General features: G+C 58.2%; 13 protein-coding genes. All 13 read left to right on the plus strand.

The window, feature by feature from the left end; translation table 11 throughout:
• The first annotated feature begins 26 nt into the window (after window positions 1–26).
• Entirely contained in the window at window positions 27–1790 is a 1764-nt protein-coding gene (locus tag SERAS12_RS03515) for a peptidoglycan glycosyltransferase FtsI (protein ID WP_013811490.1), read from the plus strand.
• Window positions 1777–3264, plus strand: coding sequence for a UDP-N-acetylmuramoyl-L-alanyl-D-glutamate--2,6-diaminopimelate ligase (murE, locus tag SERAS12_RS03520; RefSeq protein ID WP_006323584.1), 1488 nt, complete (start codon window positions 1777–1779; stop codon window positions 3262–3264). Before SERAS12_RS03515 ends, murE begins: the two co-directional genes overlap by 14 nt.
• Window positions 3261–4622: a UDP-N-acetylmuramoyl-tripeptide--D-alanyl-D-alanine ligase gene (gene murF, locus SERAS12_RS03525; protein WP_013811491.1), complete on the plus strand. Its 1362-nt coding sequence runs from the start codon at window positions 3261–3263 to the stop codon at window positions 4620–4622. Before murE ends, murF begins: the two co-directional genes overlap by 4 nt.
• Window positions 4616–5698, plus strand: a complete 1083-nt coding sequence (mraY, locus tag SERAS12_RS03530) for a phospho-N-acetylmuramoyl-pentapeptide-transferase (protein ID WP_004950137.1) — start codon at window positions 4616–4618, stop codon at window positions 5696–5698. Before murF ends, mraY begins: the two co-directional genes overlap by 7 nt.
• A gap of 2 nt (window positions 5699–5700) precedes the next feature.
• Window positions 5701–7020, plus strand: coding sequence for a UDP-N-acetylmuramoyl-L-alanine--D-glutamate ligase (gene murD, locus SERAS12_RS03535; RefSeq protein ID WP_013811492.1), 1320 nt, complete (start codon window positions 5701–5703; stop codon window positions 7018–7020).
• Window positions 7017–8219 (plus strand): cell division protein FtsW, encoded by a 1203-nt coding sequence (ftsW, locus tag SERAS12_RS03540; protein ID WP_013811493.1) that lies wholly within the window; start codon window positions 7017–7019, stop codon window positions 8217–8219. Before murD ends, ftsW begins: the two co-directional genes overlap by 4 nt.
• Window positions 8220–8222: 3 nt before the next feature.
• On the plus strand, window positions 8223–9287 hold the full coding sequence (gene murG, locus SERAS12_RS03545) for an undecaprenyldiphospho-muramoylpentapeptide beta-N-acetylglucosaminyltransferase (protein WP_013811494.1): 1065 nt from the start codon (window positions 8223–8225) through the stop codon (window positions 9285–9287).
• A gap of 86 nt (window positions 9288–9373) precedes the next feature.
• Window positions 9374–10849, plus strand: a complete 1476-nt coding sequence (gene murC, locus SERAS12_RS03550; protein WP_013811495.1) for a UDP-N-acetylmuramate--L-alanine ligase — start codon at window positions 9374–9376, stop codon at window positions 10847–10849.
• Window positions 10842–11762: a D-alanine--D-alanine ligase gene (locus SERAS12_RS03555; RefSeq protein WP_013811496.1), complete on the plus strand. Its 921-nt coding sequence runs from the start codon at window positions 10842–10844 to the stop codon at window positions 11760–11762. Before murC ends, SERAS12_RS03555 begins: the two co-directional genes overlap by 8 nt.
• Before the next feature lies 1 nt (window position 11763).
• Complete coding sequence (gene ftsQ / locus SERAS12_RS03560; RefSeq protein WP_013811497.1) at window positions 11764–12615, plus strand: cell division protein FtsQ; 852 nt, start codon at window positions 11764–11766, stop codon at window positions 12613–12615.
• Entirely contained in the window at window positions 12612–13868 is a 1257-nt protein-coding gene (gene ftsA / locus SERAS12_RS03565) for a cell division protein FtsA (protein WP_004950148.1), read from the plus strand. Before ftsQ ends, ftsA begins: the two co-directional genes overlap by 4 nt.
• A gap of 74 nt (window positions 13869–13942) precedes the next feature.
• Window positions 13943–15097: a cell division protein FtsZ gene (gene ftsZ, locus SERAS12_RS03570; RefSeq protein ID WP_006317617.1), complete on the plus strand. Its 1155-nt coding sequence runs from the start codon at window positions 13943–13945 to the stop codon at window positions 15095–15097.
• Between the two features lie 103 nt (window positions 15098–15200).
• Window positions 15201–16118 (plus strand): UDP-3-O-acyl-N-acetylglucosamine deacetylase, encoded by a 918-nt coding sequence (gene lpxC, locus SERAS12_RS03575; RefSeq protein WP_006317618.1) that lies wholly within the window; start codon window positions 15201–15203, stop codon window positions 16116–16118.
• Window positions 16119–16130 lie beyond the last annotated feature (12 nt).

The raw sequence follows: 16130 nt of genomic DNA on the forward strand, positions 1-16130 counted from the left end.
CATGACACGGAGAAGAAAGGGAACGCATGAAAGCAGCACGCCCCGGTAAGTTGAAACGCCCGGAAAATCAGGCCAGCTTTGTAAGCTGGCGTTTTGCGTTGCTGTGCGGCTGTATTTTGCTGGCGCTGGTGGGATTGATGCTGCGCGTGGCCTATCTGCAGGTCATCAATCCGGACCGCCTGGTGAAAGAAGGTGACATGCGTTCGCTGCGTGTGCAGGAGGTACCGACCTCACGCGGCATGATCAGCGATCGCGCCGGCCGACCATTGGCGGTGAGCGTACCGGTCAACGCCATCTGGGCGGATCCTAAAGAGCTGAACGAGCGTGGCGGCATTACGCTGGACAGCCGCTGGAAGGCGCTGTCCGACGCGCTGAATATCCCTCTGGATCAGCTTTCTACCCGTGTTAACGCCAACCCGAAAGGGCGCTTTGTTTACCTGGCGCGCCAGGTGAACCCGGCGGTAGGCGATTACATTCGCAAGCTGAAGCTACCGGGAATTTACCTGCGTCAGGAATCGCGCCGTTACTATCCGGCCGGCCAGGTCACCTCGCACATTATCGGCGTGACCAATATTGACGGCCAGGGCATCGAAGGCGTCGAGAAGAGCTTCGACCGCTGGCTGACCGGGCAACCGGGTGAACGAACCGTGCGTAAAGACCGCTATGGCCGGGTGATCGAGGATATCTCTTCGGTCGACAGTCAGGCGGCGCATAATCTGGTATTGAGCGTCGATGAGCGCCTGCAGGCGCTGGTGTATCGCGAACTGAACAACGCGGTGGCGTTCAACAAGGCTGAATCCGGCACGGCGGTGCTGATCGACGTGAACACCGGCGAAGTGCTGGCGATGGCCAACAGCCCGTCCTACAACCCGAATAATATGGCCGGTACGCCGAAAGACACCATGCGTAACCGCGCTATTACCGATATTTTTGAGCCTGGCTCCACCGTGAAACCGATGGTGGTGATGACCGCGTTACATAACGGTGTGGTGAAAGAAAACAGCGTGCTGAACACCATTCCTTTCCGCATTCAGGGCCACGAAATTAAAGACGTGGCGCGTTATGCGGAGCTGTCGGTTACCGGGATCTTGCAGAAGTCGAGTAACGTTGGCGTTACCAAGCTGGCGTTAGCGATGCCGTCCTCGGCGTTAGTAGATACTTACTCTCGTTTTGGACTGGGAAAAGCGACCAATTTGGGGCTGGTCGGAGAAAGCAGTGGCATATACCCAAAAAAACAACGGTGGTCTGACATAGAGAGGGCCACCTTCTCTTTCGGCTACGGGCTAATGGTAACTCCGTTACAGTTGGCGCGAGTCTACGCAACGATCGGCAGCCTGGGCGTGTATCGCCCATTGTCGATCACCAAGGTTGACCCTCCGGTTGCCGGCGAACGCATTTTCCCTGAACCTCTGGTGCGCACCGTGGTGCACATGATGGAAAGCGTGGCCCTGCCAGGCGGCGGCGGTGTGAAAGCCGCCATCAAGGGTTACCGCATCGCTATTAAAACCGGTACCGCCAAAAAGGTCGGCCCGGATGGCAAATACGTCAACCGATATCTCGCTTATACCGCCGGCGTCGCGCCGGCCAGTAATCCCCGTTTTGCTCTGGTGGTGGTGATTAACGATCCTCAGGGTGGGAAGTACTATGGCGGTGCAATTTCCGCACCGGTATTCGGCGCCATCATGGGTGGCGTATTGCGCACCATGAACATCGAACCGGACGCGTTGCCCACCGCTGATAAAAGCGAATTAGTGATTAATAAAAAAGAGGGTTCAGGTGGCAGATCGTAATTTGCGCGATTTACTCGCTCCATGGGTGCCGACGGCGCCCGGGCGCGCGCTGCGGGAAATGACATTAGACAGCCGTATTGCGGCTGCCGGGGATCTGTTTGTCGCCGTTGTTGGCCATCAGACAGATGGACGCCGCTATATTCCGCAGGCCATTGCGCAGGGTGTTGCAGCCGTGATTGCCGAAGCTGAAGGTCAGGCAGAAGACGGCGCAATCACGGAAATGCACGGTGTGCCGGTAATTTATCTGAGCCAGCTTAACCAGCGCCTTTCCGCACTGGCCGGGCGTTTTTACCATCAACCGGCAGAGCGCCTGCGTCTGGTTGGCGTGACCGGAACCAACGGTAAAACCACCACCACGCAACTGCTGGCGCAGTGGAGCCAACTGTTGGGTGAAACCGGCGCAGTGATGGGCACCGTCGGTAACGGTCTGCTGGGCCAGGTGTGCCCGACGGAGAATACCACCGGTTCTGCGGTGGATGTTCAACACGTATTAAACGAGCTGGTCGATCGGGGCGCAACTTTTGCCGCGATGGAAGTCTCTTCTCACGGGTTGGTGCAAAACCGCGTGGCGGCGCTGCCGTTTGCCGCAGCGGTGTTCACCAACCTGAGCCGCGATCACCTGGATTACCACGGTGATATGGCCAATTACGAAGCGGCCAAATGGTCGTTGTTTGCCGGCCACGAAGTGGGGCAGGCGATCATCAACGCCGATGACGAAGTGGGCCAGCGCTGGCTGAGCAAATTGCCGGATGCGGTGGCGGTCACCATGCAGGATAACCTGCAACTGGGTTGCCATGGCCGCTGGTTGAAAACCACTGCGGTCAGTTATCACGATAATGGCGCCACTGTTCGCTTCAGCTCAAGCTGGGGCGACGGCGAAATTGAGAGCCGCCTGATGGGCGCTTTCAACGTCAGCAACCTGTTGCTGGCACTGGCGACGCTGCTGTCACTGGGCTATCCGCTGGACAAACTGGTGGAAACCGGCAATCAGCTGCAGCCGGTATGCGGCCGTATGGAAGTATTCAACGCGCCAGGCAAACCTACGGTCGTGGTGGATTATGCCCACACCCCGGACGCGCTGGAGAAGGCGCTGGAAGCTGCGCGCCTGCACTGCCAAGGGCAGCTGTGGTGCGTGTTCGGTTGCGGCGGCGATCGTGACAAAGGCAAGCGCCCGCTGATGGGTGGCATCGCCGAGCAGTTCGCCGATCGCGTAGTGGTGACCGATGACAACCCGCGTACCGAAGAGCCGCAGGCGATCATTGCCGATATCCTGACCGGTCTGCTGGATGCCGGGCGTGCTCTGGTGATCCACGGCCGTGCCGAAGCGGTGACCAGCGCGATTATGCAAGCCAAAGAACAAGATGTGGTGCTGGTGGCGGGTAAAGGCCACGAGGACTACCAACTGGTGGGGAACCGCCGCCTGGATTACTCCGATCGCACCACCGTTGCGCGTCTGCTGGGGGTAATAGCATGATTCCTGTCTCCCTTCAGGCACTGGCCGATGTATTGAGCGCTGAGTTGATCGGCGCCGATTGCCAAATCATTGAGGTGACGACAGATACCCGCCAGGTAACCGCAGGTTGCCTGTTTGTGGCGCTGAAAGGCGAGCGTTTTGATGCGCATGCCTTCGCTGCCGATGCTGTAGCCGCAGGCGCTGGGGCGCTGCTGGTGAGTAAGCGCTTATTGGTGGACGTACCGCAACTGGTGGTGAAAGACACGCGTTTGGCGCTGGGACAACTGGCTGCCTGGGTGCGCCAGCAAGTGCCGGCCCGCGTTGTAGCCTTAACCGGTTCATCGGGCAAGACCTCGGTGAAGGAAATGGTTGCCGCTATTTTGCGTGAATGCGGTGAAGTGCTGTATACCGCCGGCAACTTCAACAACGATATCGGCGTGCCGCTGACGCTATTGCGCTTGCAACCGCAACATGATTTTGCCGTGATTGAGCTGGGTGCCAACCATATTGGCGAGATTGCCTATACCACCGCATTGACGCGGCCACAGACCGCTCTGGTGAATAACCTGGCGGCTGCTCACCTGGAAGGTTTTGGCTCTTTGGCCGGCGTCGCCCAGGCGAAAGGTGAAATTTTTACCGGCTTGCCGGCTGACGGCGTGGCAATCATCAACGCCGACAATAACGACTGGCCGCACTGGCAGAGCATGCTGAACGGTAAAACCGTCTGGCGCTTCTCGCCGCAGGCGGCGGAAGGCGTGGATTTTTTCGCCAGCGACGTGCTGGTGAACGCCAAAGGTACGCAATTTACGTTGCACAGCCCATTCGGCACGGCGGTGGTAACGCTGCCGTTGCCGGGCCGCCATAACGTGGCCAATGCGCTGGCCGCAGCGGCGCTGGCCATGTCGGTCGGTGCGTCGCTCGAATCCGTGCGCCAGGGGTTGAAACAGTTGCAGGGGGTGCCGGGGCGGTTGTTCCCGATTGCGCTTACCGAAAACAAACTGCTGCTCGATGACAGCTATAACGCCAACGTCGGCTCGATGACCGCCGCTGCGCAGGTACTGGCAGAGATGCCGGGCTACCGCGTAATGGTGGTTGGCGATATGGCTGAGCTGGGGGCGGATGCCGAAGAATGTCACCGTCAGGTGGGCGAAGCCGCCAGGTTGGCCGGCATCGATAAAGTGATAGGTATCGGTCCGTTAAGTCAGGCGCTGTGTGCGGCTTCCGGTAACGGCGAACATTTTCAGAACAAGGCAGCAGTGATCGCGCGCGTGGCGGAGTTACTGTCGGAACATGCGGTAATTACCGTGTTAATCAAGGGTTCACGTAGTGCCGCAATGGAGCAGGTAGTACGCGCGTTACAGGAGAAAGCACCATGTTAGTTTGGCTGGCCGAGCATTTGGTCAAATATTATTCCGGCTTCAACGTCTTCTCCTATCTGACGTTCAGGGCCATTGTCAGCCTGCTGACCGCGCTGTTTCTCTCCTTATGGATGGGCCCGCGCGTGATTAAACGCCTGCAGGAGATGTCCTTCGGTCAGGTCGTGCGTAACGATGGCCCGGAGTCGCATTTCAGCAAACGCGGCACGCCGACCATGGGCGGCATCATGATACTGACCTCCATCACCATTTCGGTGCTGATGTGGGCTTACCCGTCCAACCCTTACGTGTGGGGCGTGTTGTTCGTGTTGGTGGGCTACGGCATCGTCGGCTTTGTCGATGACTACCGCAAAGTGGTGCGTAAAGATACCAAGGGGCTGATTGCCCGCTGGAAATATTTCTGGCAGTCGGTGATTGCGCTGATTTTCGCCTTTGCCATGTATGCCGTAGGAAAAGACACGCCAGCCACCGAGCTGGTTGTGCCGTTCTTTAAGGACATCATGCCGCAGCTCGGCCTGTTGTACGTGTTGTTGGCGTACTTTGTGGTGGTCGGTACCAGTAACGCGGTCAACCTGACCGACGGGCTGGATGGCCTGGCGATCATGCCAACGGTGTTCGTGGCTGCGGGCTTTGCGCTGGTGGCTTGGGCGACCGGTAACATGAATTTCGCCAACTACCTGCACATTCCTTATCTGCGTCATGCGGGTGAGCTGGTGATCGTCTGTACTGCCATCGTTGGCGCCGGCCTGGGCTTTTTATGGTTCAACACCTACCCGGCACAGGTCTTTATGGGTGATGTTGGTTCACTGGCGCTGGGTGGCGCGCTGGGCACTATCGCGGTACTGCTCCGCCAAGAGTTCCTGTTATTGATTATGGGCGGCGTGTTCGTGGTTGAAACGCTGTCGGTGATCCTGCAGGTGGGATCGTTCAAGTTGCGCGGGCAACGTATTTTCCGCATGGCGCCGATCCACCACCATTATGAATTGAAGGGCTGGCCGGAACCGCGCGTGATCGTGCGCTTCTGGATTATTTCGCTGATGCTGGTGCTGATTGGCCTGGCGACGCTGAAGGTACGGTAATTATGGCGGATTATCAGGGTAAAAAAGTGGTCATCATCGGGTTAGGCCTCACCGGCCTGTCCTGCGTTGATTTCTTTATGGCGCGTGGCGTAACGCCGCGCGTTATGGATACCCGCATTTCGCCGCCGGGGCTGGACAAGCTGCCTGAAAGCGTTGAACGGCATTTGGGTGACTTGAATCTGGACTGGTTGTTGGCGGCGGATTTGATCGTTGCCAGCCCGGGCATGGCGCTGGCTCACCCTGCGTTGAGCGCTGCGGCGGATGCGGGGGTGGAGATCGTTGGCGACGTCGAACTGTTCTGCCGCGAAGCTCAGGCGCCGATCGTAGCGATCACCGGCTCTAACGGTAAAAGCACCGTCACCACTCTGGTAGGCGAGATGGCGAAAGCGGCCGGCTGGGCGGTGGGTGTGGGCGGTAACATTGGTCTGCCTGCGTTGAGCCTGCTGCGTCAGGAATGCCAGTTGTACGTGCTGGAGCTGTCAAGTTTCCAACTGGAAACCACCTTCAGCCTGAAAGCGGCGGCGGCGACCATCCTGAACGTGACAGAAGATCATATGGACCGTTACCCGTTTGGCCTGCAGCAGTATCGCGCCGCCAAACTGCGGGTCTATGAAAATGCCGCCCTGTGCGTGGTTAACGCAGATGACGCGCTGACCATGCCGGTACGCGGTGCAGACCAGCGCTGCATCAGTTTCGGGGCCGACGTGGGCGACTACCACCTCAACCGCCAGCAGGGCGAAACCTGGTTGCGCGTGCGCGGTGAGAAAATCCTGAATACCCGCGAGATGAAGCTGACTGGCCGCCACAACTATACCAATGCGCTGGCGGCGTTGGCGCTGGCCGATGCGGTGAATATCCCGCGCGCCTCCAGCCTGAAGGCGCTAACTACCTTTACCGGGTTGGCGCACCGTTTCCAACTGGCGTGGGAACACAACGGTGTACGTTGGATTAACGATTCGAAAGCCACCAACGTCGGCAGCACCGAAGCGGCGCTGAATGGCCTGCAGGTGGACGGCACTTTGCATCTGCTGCTGGGCGGCGACGGCAAGTCTGCCGATTTCTCCCCGCTGGGGCGTTATCTGCAGGGCGATAATGTCCGCCTGTATTGCTTTGGCCGCGATGGCGAACAACTGGTGGAGCTGCGGCCGGAAGTTGCCACGTTGACCGACACGATGGAACAGGCGATGCAAGCGATCGCGGGCCGGGTACAACCTGGCGATATGGTGCTGCTGTCACCGGCGTGCGCCAGCCTGGATCAGTTCCGTAACTTTGAAGTGCGTGGCGACGAGTTTGCCCGTCTGGCACAGGAGCTTGGCGGATGAAACTACGGGTGCCGACGTTCGGGTTGACCGAAAGACTGAAAGACTGGGTGATGGGATCGCGCGAGAGCGATTCGGTCAATATGGTGCTGTACGACCGTACCCTGCTGTGGCTGACCTTCGGGTTGGCCATTATCGGTTTTGTCATGGTGACTTCGGCGTCAATGCCGATTGGTCAACGCCTGGCGGACGATCCTTTCCTGTTTGCCAAGCGTGATGCGCTGTATCTGGGGCTGGCCTTCGGTCTGTCGATGGTGACGCTGCGCATCCCGATGGAAGTCTGGCAGCGCTACAGCAATGTGATGCTGCTGTTGTCGATTGTGATGCTGCTGATCGTACTGGTGGTCGGCAGCTCGGTAAACGGCGCATCGCGCTGGATCGCGCTGGGCCCGTTGCGTATTCAGCCGGCGGAGCTGTCCAAGCTGTCGCTGTTTTGCTATCTGGCGAGCTATCTGGTGCGCAAGGTAGAAGAAGTGCGTACCAACTTTTGGGGCTTCTGCAAGCCGATGGGCGTAATGGTAGTACTGGCGGTACTGCTGCTGGCGCAACCGGACCTCGGTACCGTGGTGGTGTTGTTTATCACGACTCTGGCAATGCTGTTCCTGGCCGGCGCCAAAATGTGGCAGTTCCTGGCGATCATCGGCTCCGGTGCTTTTGCGGTGGTGCTGTTGATCATTGCCGAACCTTACCGTATGCGCCGCGTGACGTCGTTCTGGAACCCGTGGGCCGATCCGTTCGGCAGTGGCTACCAGTTGACCCAGTCGCTGATGGCATTTGGCCGCGGTGAATTTTGGGGGCAGGGGCTGGGGAACTCGGTACAGAAACTCGAGTATTTGCCTGAAGCGCACACCGACTTTATCTTCTCGATTTTGGGCGAAGAACTGGGCTATATCGGTGTGGTTTTCGCATTGTTAATGGTATTCTTCGTCGCTTTTCGCGCTATGTCGATTGGCCGCCGCGCGCTGGAGATCGATCAGCGCTTTTCCGGCTTTCTGGCCTGCTCGATCGGCGTCTGGTTCAGCTTCCAGGCACTGGTCAACGTCGGCGCCGCAGCCGGCATGCTGCCCACCAAAGGGCTGACGCTGCCGCTGATAAGTTACGGCGGTTCGAGCCTGTTGATTATGTCGACGGCGATCGTGCTGTTACTGCGTATTGATTATGAAACGCGTCTGGCCAAAGCCCAGGCGTTTGTGAAGAGGTAAGGGATGAGCGGGAAACCTAAGCGTTTAATGGTGATGGCAGGCGGTACCGGCGGACACGTGTTCCCGGGGCTGGCGGTCGCGCATCATCTGATGGCGCAGGGCTGGCAGGTGCGCTGGCTCGGAACCGCAGACCGAATGGAAGCCGATCTGGTGCCAAAGCACGGGATCGAGATTGATTTCATCCGTATTTCCGGCTTGCGCGGTAAAGGGCTGAAGGCCCAACTGAGCGCACCGCTGCGTATCTGGCATGCGGTACGCCAGGCGAAGGCGATTATGCGCAGCTACCAGCCAGACGTGGTGCTGGGCATGGGCGGTTACGTTTCCGGTCCCGGCGGTTTGGCTGCGTGGTTGTGCGGGATCCCTGTGGTGCTGCATGAACAAAACGGCATTGCCGGGCTGACCAACCGTTGGCTGGCCCGCATCGCCAAAAAAGTATTGCAGGCATTCCCCGGCGCGTTCCCGAATGCGGACGTAGTGGGCAACCCGGTACGTACCGACGTACTGGCGCTACCGCTGCCGGCGGAGCGACTGACCGGGCGTGAAGGCCCCATCCGCGTGCTGGTGATTGGCGGAAGTCAGGGCGCGCGGGTGCTGAATCAGACAGTTCCTGAAGTCGCGGCGAGATTGGGCGATAGAATTACGCTCTGGCATCAGGTAGGTAAAGGTGCGCTGGAAAACGTGTTGCGCGACTACGAGAGGGTAGGGCAGACGCAGCATAAGGTGACCGAGTTTATCGATGACATGGCCGCCGCTTACGCCTGGGCCGACGTTGTAGTGTGTCGCTCCGGCGCGCTGACCGTCAGCGAGATTGCCGCTGCGGGCCTGCCGGCGATATTTGTGCCGTTCCAGCATAAAGACCGGCAGCAGTACTGGAATGCCCGCCCGCTGGAAGAAGCCGGCGCAGCGAAGATCATCGAACAGCCGCAGTTCAACGCCGATACCGTGGCGGATCTGTTGGCAAGCTGGGATCGCCCGCAGTTGCTGACGATGGCCGAAAAAGCGCGGGCAGTGGCTATTCCCGACGCCACCGAGCGCGTGGCGGCAGAACTGGTGCGGGTTGCCAAATAAATAATGCAGGGGTTCGGTACGCCGAGCCTGAATCAAAGAAATGTCATGTAGGGGCCCGGCATGCCGGACCCGGATTAGAGAGAGTGATGAATACACAACAACTGGCGAAACTACGTACTATCGTGCCCGAGATGCGACGCGTCCGGCACATTCACTTTGTCGGCATCGGTGGCGCCGGCATGGGTGGTATCGCCGAAGTGTTGGCTAACGAAGGTTATCAGATCAGCGGCTCCGACCTGGCGCCTAACCCGGTAACCCAACAGTTGAGCGCGCTCGGGGCGACGATTTATTTCCATCACCGCCCGGAAAACGTGCTGGATGCGAGCGTAGTGGTGGTCTCCACCGCGATTTCCGCCGACAACCCGGAGATTGTCGCCGCCCGCGAAGCGCGTATCCCGGTTATCCGCCGCGCGGAGATGCTGGCCGAACTGATGCGTTTCCGTCACGGCATTGCCGTCGCCGGTACGCACGGCAAGACCACGACGACGGCAATGGTGTCGAGCATTTACGCCGAAGCCGGTCTGGACCCGACCTTTGTCAACGGCGGGCTGGTGAAAGCGGCCGGTACCCATGCGCGTCTGGGTTCCAGTCGTTACCTGATCGCGGAAGCGGATGAGAGCGATGCGTCGTTCCTGCATTTGCAACCGATGGTGGCGATTGTCACCAATATTGAAGCCGACCATATGGATACCTACCAGGGTGACTTCGAGAACCTGAAGCAGACGTTTATCAACTTTTTGCACAACCTGCCGTTCTACGGCCGTGCGGTGATGTGTGTTGATGACCCGGTGGTGCGCGAACTGCTGCCACGCGTGGGCCGCCATATCACCACTTACGGTTTCAGCGAAGATGCCGATGTGCGCATTGAGAGCTATCGCCAGGTTGGGCCGCAGGGCCACTTTACCTTGAGCCGCCAGGATAAACCCTTGATGACGGTGACCCTGAACGCCCCGGGCCGTCACAACGCGTTGAACGCGGCGGCGGCAGTGGCGGTGGCGACGGAAGAAGGCATTGACGACGAGGATATCCTGCGCGCGCTGGCGGGCTTCCAGGGCACAGGTCGCCGCTTTGATTTCCTGGGCGAGTTCCCGCTGGAGCCGGTGAACGGCAAAAGCGGCACCGCGATGCTGGTCGATGACTATGGCCACCATCCGACCGAAGTCGACGTCACGCTGAAAGCTGCACGTGCCGGCTGGCCGGATAAGCGCCTGGTGATGATTTTCCAGCCGCACCGTTACACACGTACCCGCGATCTCTACGACGACTTCGCCAACGTGCTGTCACAGGTTGATGTGCTGCTGATGCTCGATGTGTACGCCGCAGGTGAGACGGCGATCCCGGGGGCGGATAGCCGCTCGCTGTGTCGCACCATCCGTAGCCGCGGCAAGCTGGATCCGATCCTGGTATCCGATGCGGACATCGTACCGGAAACCTTGGCGCAACTGCTGCAGGCCGACGATCTGGTGCTGGTGCAAGGCGCCGGCAACGTGGGCAAAATCGCCCGCAAACTGGCTGAGCTGAAGCTGCAGCCACAGAAAAAAGAGGAGGAACATCATGGCTGATAAAGTTGCCGTACTGCTGGGTGGCACCTCCGCTGAACGTGAAGTGTCGTTGCAATCCGGTGCTGCCGTGCTGGCAGGGCTGCGGGAAGCCGGTATCGACGCCCATGGCATCGATATCCGCGATTTCCCGGTAACCCAGCTTAAAGAGCATGGGTTTACCAAAGTGTTTATCGCGCTGCACGGGCGCGGCGGCGAGGATGGCACCCTGCAGGGGATGCTGGAATTCCTTGAGCTGCCTTATACCGGTAGCGGCGTGATGGCGTCGGCGCTGACCATGGACAAGTGGCGCACCAAGATGGTGTGGCAGTCGATGGGGCTGCCGGTCGCGCCTTATGTGGCGCTTAACCGCCAGCAGTATGCCGGTGCAGAGAAACAGAGCCTGATTGCTCGCGTGGAGGCCCTGGGCCTGCCGCTGATCGTCAAGCCGAGCCGCGAAGGCTCCAGCGTCGGCATGAGCAAGGTAACAGAACGCGATGCCCTTGAGGCCGCGCTGGAAGAAGGTTTCCGCCATGACGATGACGTGCTGGTGGAGAAGTGGTTGAGTGGCCCTGAATATACCGTAGCGATGCTGGGCGACCAGGTGTTGCCTTCGATCCGCATTCAGCCGGCCGGCGTGTTTTACGACTATCAGGCCAAGTACATTTCGGACGATACCCAATATTTCTGTCCAAGTGGCCTGGGCGCGGAACAAGAGGCCGAAATGGCCGCATTGGCGTTACGCGCCTACCGTGGACTGGACTGCAGCGGCTGGGGCCGCGTGGATGTGATGCAGGATAGCGATGGCAGCTTCTATCTGCTTGAGGTGAATACCTCGCCGGGCATGACCAGTCATAGCCTGGTGCCGATGGCAGCGCGCCAGTCTGGTTTAAGCTTCTCGCAGCTGGTAGCGAGAATTTTGGAGTTGGCCGACTGATATGTCGCAAGCTGCCCTGAATGCGCGTGAACGCGAGGTGGATAACAGCCCGCGCCGTAGCAATGGAACTCAATTGGCGGGAATGGTTTTCCTGCTGATGGTGCTGGGAACGGTGCTGTGGAGTGGCTGGATGGTGATTGGCTGGATGAAAGACGCCAGCCGGCTGCCGCTCTCACGGTTGGTGGTTACCGGCGAACGCCACTACACCACCAACGATGATATTCGCCAGGCGATTCTGGCGCTGGGAGCGCCGGGCACGTTCATGACGCAGGATGTTGATGTCATCCAGCAGCAGATTGAACGCCTGCCGTGGATCAAGCAGGCCAGCGTGCGCAAGCAGTGGCCGGATGAGCTGAAGATCCACCTGGTCGAGTATGTCCCGATTGCGCGTTGGAATGATTTACACATGGTGGACGCCGAAGGCAAATCCTTCAGCGTGCCGGCAGAACGAATTGGCAAACAAAAATTGCCGCTGCTCTATGGCCCGGAAGGGAGCGAACAGGATGTTCTGGAAGGTTATCAGGCCATGAGCAACATGTTAGCGGCCAGCAAATTTACGCTGAAAATGGCGGCCATGAGCGCTCGCCATTCCTGGCAGCTGGCTTTGGATAATGATGTTCGGCTGGAGCTGGGACGTGACGATCGTACCGGACGCCTGCAGCGGTTTATCGAGCTCTATCCGGTATTGCTGCAGCAGGGGCAGGCGGAAAGCAAGCGCGTCAACTATGTCGATTTGCGCTACGAGTCCGGCGCCTCGGTAGGTTGGACCCCGGTATTGATCGACCCGCAGGCGGCAGGCGGTCAGCAGAACAGTAATCAGCAACAGAATCAGGCACAGGCAAAACAACAATGATCAAGTCGACGGACAGAAAACTGGTAGTTGGACTGGAGATCGGTACTGCAAAAGTCTCCGCATTGGTAGGGGAAGTTCTGCCCGATGGCATGGTCAACATTATCGGGGTGGGCAGTTGCCCGTCTCGCGGTATGGATAAGGGTGGCGTTAACGACCTGGAGTCGGTAGTCAAATGCGTACAACGCGCTATCGATCAGGCCGAGCTGATGGCGGATTGCCAGATTTCTTCGGTTTACCTCGCATTGTCGGGTAAACACATCAGCTGTCAGAACGAAATAGGGATGGTTCCTATTTCCGAAGAGGAAGTGACGCAGGAAGATGTGGAGAACGTGGTGCATACCGCTAAATCGGTACGCGTACGTGACGAACACCGCATCCTGCACGTTATCCCTCAGGAATACGCCATCGACTATCAGGAAGGCATCAAGAACCCGGTTGGGTTGTCCGGTGTGCGTATGCAGGCCAAGGTGCACTTGATTACCTGCCATAACGATATGGCAAAGAACATTGTTAAAGCGGTAGAACGCTGTGGTCTGAAAGTTGACCAACTTATTTTCGCCGGTCTGGCCGCCAGCTATGCGGTTCTGACCGAAGATGAGCGCGAACTTGGCGTTTGCGTGGTGGATATCGGCGGCGGCACCATGGATATGGCGGTGTACACCGGCGGGGCTCTGCGCCACACCAAAGTGATCCCTTACGCCGGGAACGTGGTCACCAGCGATATCGCCTACGCCTTCGGCACGCCGCCGACAGACGCGGAAGCGATCAAAGTTCGACACGGCTGTGCGCTTGGGTCGATTGTTAGCAAGGATGAAAGTGTAGAGGTGCCAAGCGTTGGGGGACGTCCTCCTCGTAGTCTGCAAAGACAGACACTGGCTGAAGTCATTGAGCCACGCTACACCGAACTGTTGAATCTGGTTAACGATGAAATTTTGCAATTGCAGGAGCAACTGCGTCAGCAAGGGGTGAAGCATCATCTGGCAGCGGGTATTGTGCTGACCGGTGGCGCCGCCCAAATTGATGGCCTGGCAGCCTGTGCGCAACGGGTGTTCCACACCCAGGTACGCATCGGCCAACCCTTGAACATCACGGGTCTGACGGATTATGCGCAGGAGCCTTACTACTCAACTGCGGTAGGTCTGCTGCACTATGGAAAAGAGTCTCACCTGAGCGGTGAGGCAGAAGTAGAAAAACGCGCCTCGGTGGGCAATTGGTTTAAACGTATCAATAGCTGGCTGAGAAAAGAGTTTTAATGTTTCAACAAAGAGATCATGCTGAGTAATCTTTTTATGATCTCGCAGCGACAGGCACAAAACGGAGAGAAACTATGTTTGAACCAATGGAACTAACCAATGACGCGGTGATTAAAGTCATCGGCGTCGGCGGTGGCGGTGGCAACGCCGTTGAACACATGGTGCGCGAGCGCATCGAAGGTGTTGAATTCTTCGCCGTTAATACAGACGCTCAGGCGCTTCGTAAAACGGCAGTTGGCCAAACCATCCAGATCGGTAGCGGTATTACCAAAGGTCTGGGGGCAGGCGCGAACCCTGAAGTGGGTCGCAATTCAGCGGAAGAAGACCGTGAAGCTCTGCGTGCCGCACTTGATGGCGCAGACATGGTCTTCATTGCAGCCGGCATGGGCGGCGGTACCGGTACCGGTGCAGCACCTGTTGTGGCTGAAGTTGCTAAAGATCTGGGTATTCTGACAGTGGCCGTGGTTACCAAGCCTTTCAATTTTGAAGGCAAGAAACGCATGGCGTTCGCTGAGCAGGGTATCGCAGAGCTATCCAAACATGTGGATTCACTGATCACTATCCCGAACGACAAGCTGTTGAAAGTTCTGGGTCGCGGCATTTCTCTGCTGGACGCGTTCGGCGCGGCTAACGACGTGCTGAAAGGCGCGGTGCAGGGTATTGCCGAGCTGATCACCCGTCCGGGCCTGATGAACGTCGACTTCGCCGACGTGCGCACCGTGATGTCCGAAATGGGCTACGCGATGATGGGTTCCGGCGTTGCCTGTGGTGAAGACCGTGCTGAAGAAGCGGCGGAAATGGCGATCTCCAGCCCACTGCTGGAAGACATCGACCTGTCCGGCGCTCGCGGCGTTCTGGTCAACATCACCGCCGGCTTCGACCTGCGTCTGGATGAGTTCGAAACCGTGGGTAACACCATTCGTGCTTTCGCTTCCGACAACGCCACCGTGGTCATCGGTACCTCGCTGGATCCGGAAATGAACGACGAACTGCGCGTGACCGTGGTTGCGACCGGTATCGGCATGGACAAACGTCCTGAAATCACTCTGGTGACCAATAAACAGGTCAGCCAGCCAGTGATGGATCATCGCTACCAGCAGCACGGTATGTCGCCGTTGCCGCAGGAAGTGAAACCGGCCGCCAAGGTGGTCAACGATCCGACTGCGCAGCCTAATAAAGAGCCCGACTATCTTGATATTCCTGCCTTCCTGCGCAAGCAGGCAGACTAAGAATATCCTGAGAATTTGGAATCTCCGCTCTTTGTGCTAAACTGTCCCGCCGGCCATGCTGTATGCTTGGTCGGTAGGATGGATAACATTGCGAGATAAAACGATGATCAAACAAAGGACATTAAAACGTATTGTTCAGGCGACTGGAGTCGGTTTGCATACCGGCAAAAAGGTCACGCTGACAATGCGCCCAGCGTCGGCTAATACCGGGGTCATCTATCGTCGCACTGACTTGAATCCACCGGTTGATTTTCCGGCTGATGCAAAATCCGTGCGTGATACCATGCTCTGTACTTGCCTGGTCAATGAGCATGACGTGCGTATTTCTACCGTTGAGCATCTGAATGCTGCGCTGGCTGGGCTGGGTATCGACAACATCATTATTGAAGTTGACGCCGCCGAGATCCCAATCATGGACGGTAGCGCCAGTCCGTTCGTCTACCTGTTGCTGGATGCCGGCATCGAAGAACTGAACTCAGCGAAGAAATTCCTGCGTCTGAAAGACACCGTACGTGTTGAAGATGGCGATAAATGGGCAGAGCTGTCCCCGCATAACGGGTTCCGTCTGGACTTTACCATCGACTTCAACCACCCGGCGATCGACGCCAGTACGCAACGCTATCGCCTGGATTTCTCCGCCGACTCGTTCGTGCGTCAAATCAGCCGTGCGCGTACCTTCGGTTTTATGCGTGACATCGAGTATTTGCAGTCACGTGGTTTGGCCCTGGGCGGCAGCTTTGACTGCGCCATCGTGGTAGATGACTACCGCGTTCTGAACGAAGACGGCCTGCGCTTTGAAGACGAATTCGTACGCCACAAAATGCTGGACGCCATCGGTGACCTGTTCATGTGCGGCCATAACATCATTGGCGCGTTTACCGCGTACAAGTCAGGCCATGCGCTGAACAACAAACTGCTGCAAGCCGTTCTGGCGAAACAGGAAGCGTGGGAATACGTCACCTTCCAGGACGAAGCCGAAATGCCGTTGGCATTCAAAGCCCCGTCTACCGTATTGGCCTAAGCCGATACCGCT

It is taken from the genome of Serratia sp. AS12, from assembly GCF_000214195.1.
In the GTDB taxonomy this organism is placed as follows: Bacteria; Pseudomonadota; Gammaproteobacteria; order Enterobacterales; family Enterobacteriaceae; genus Serratia; species Serratia plymuthica.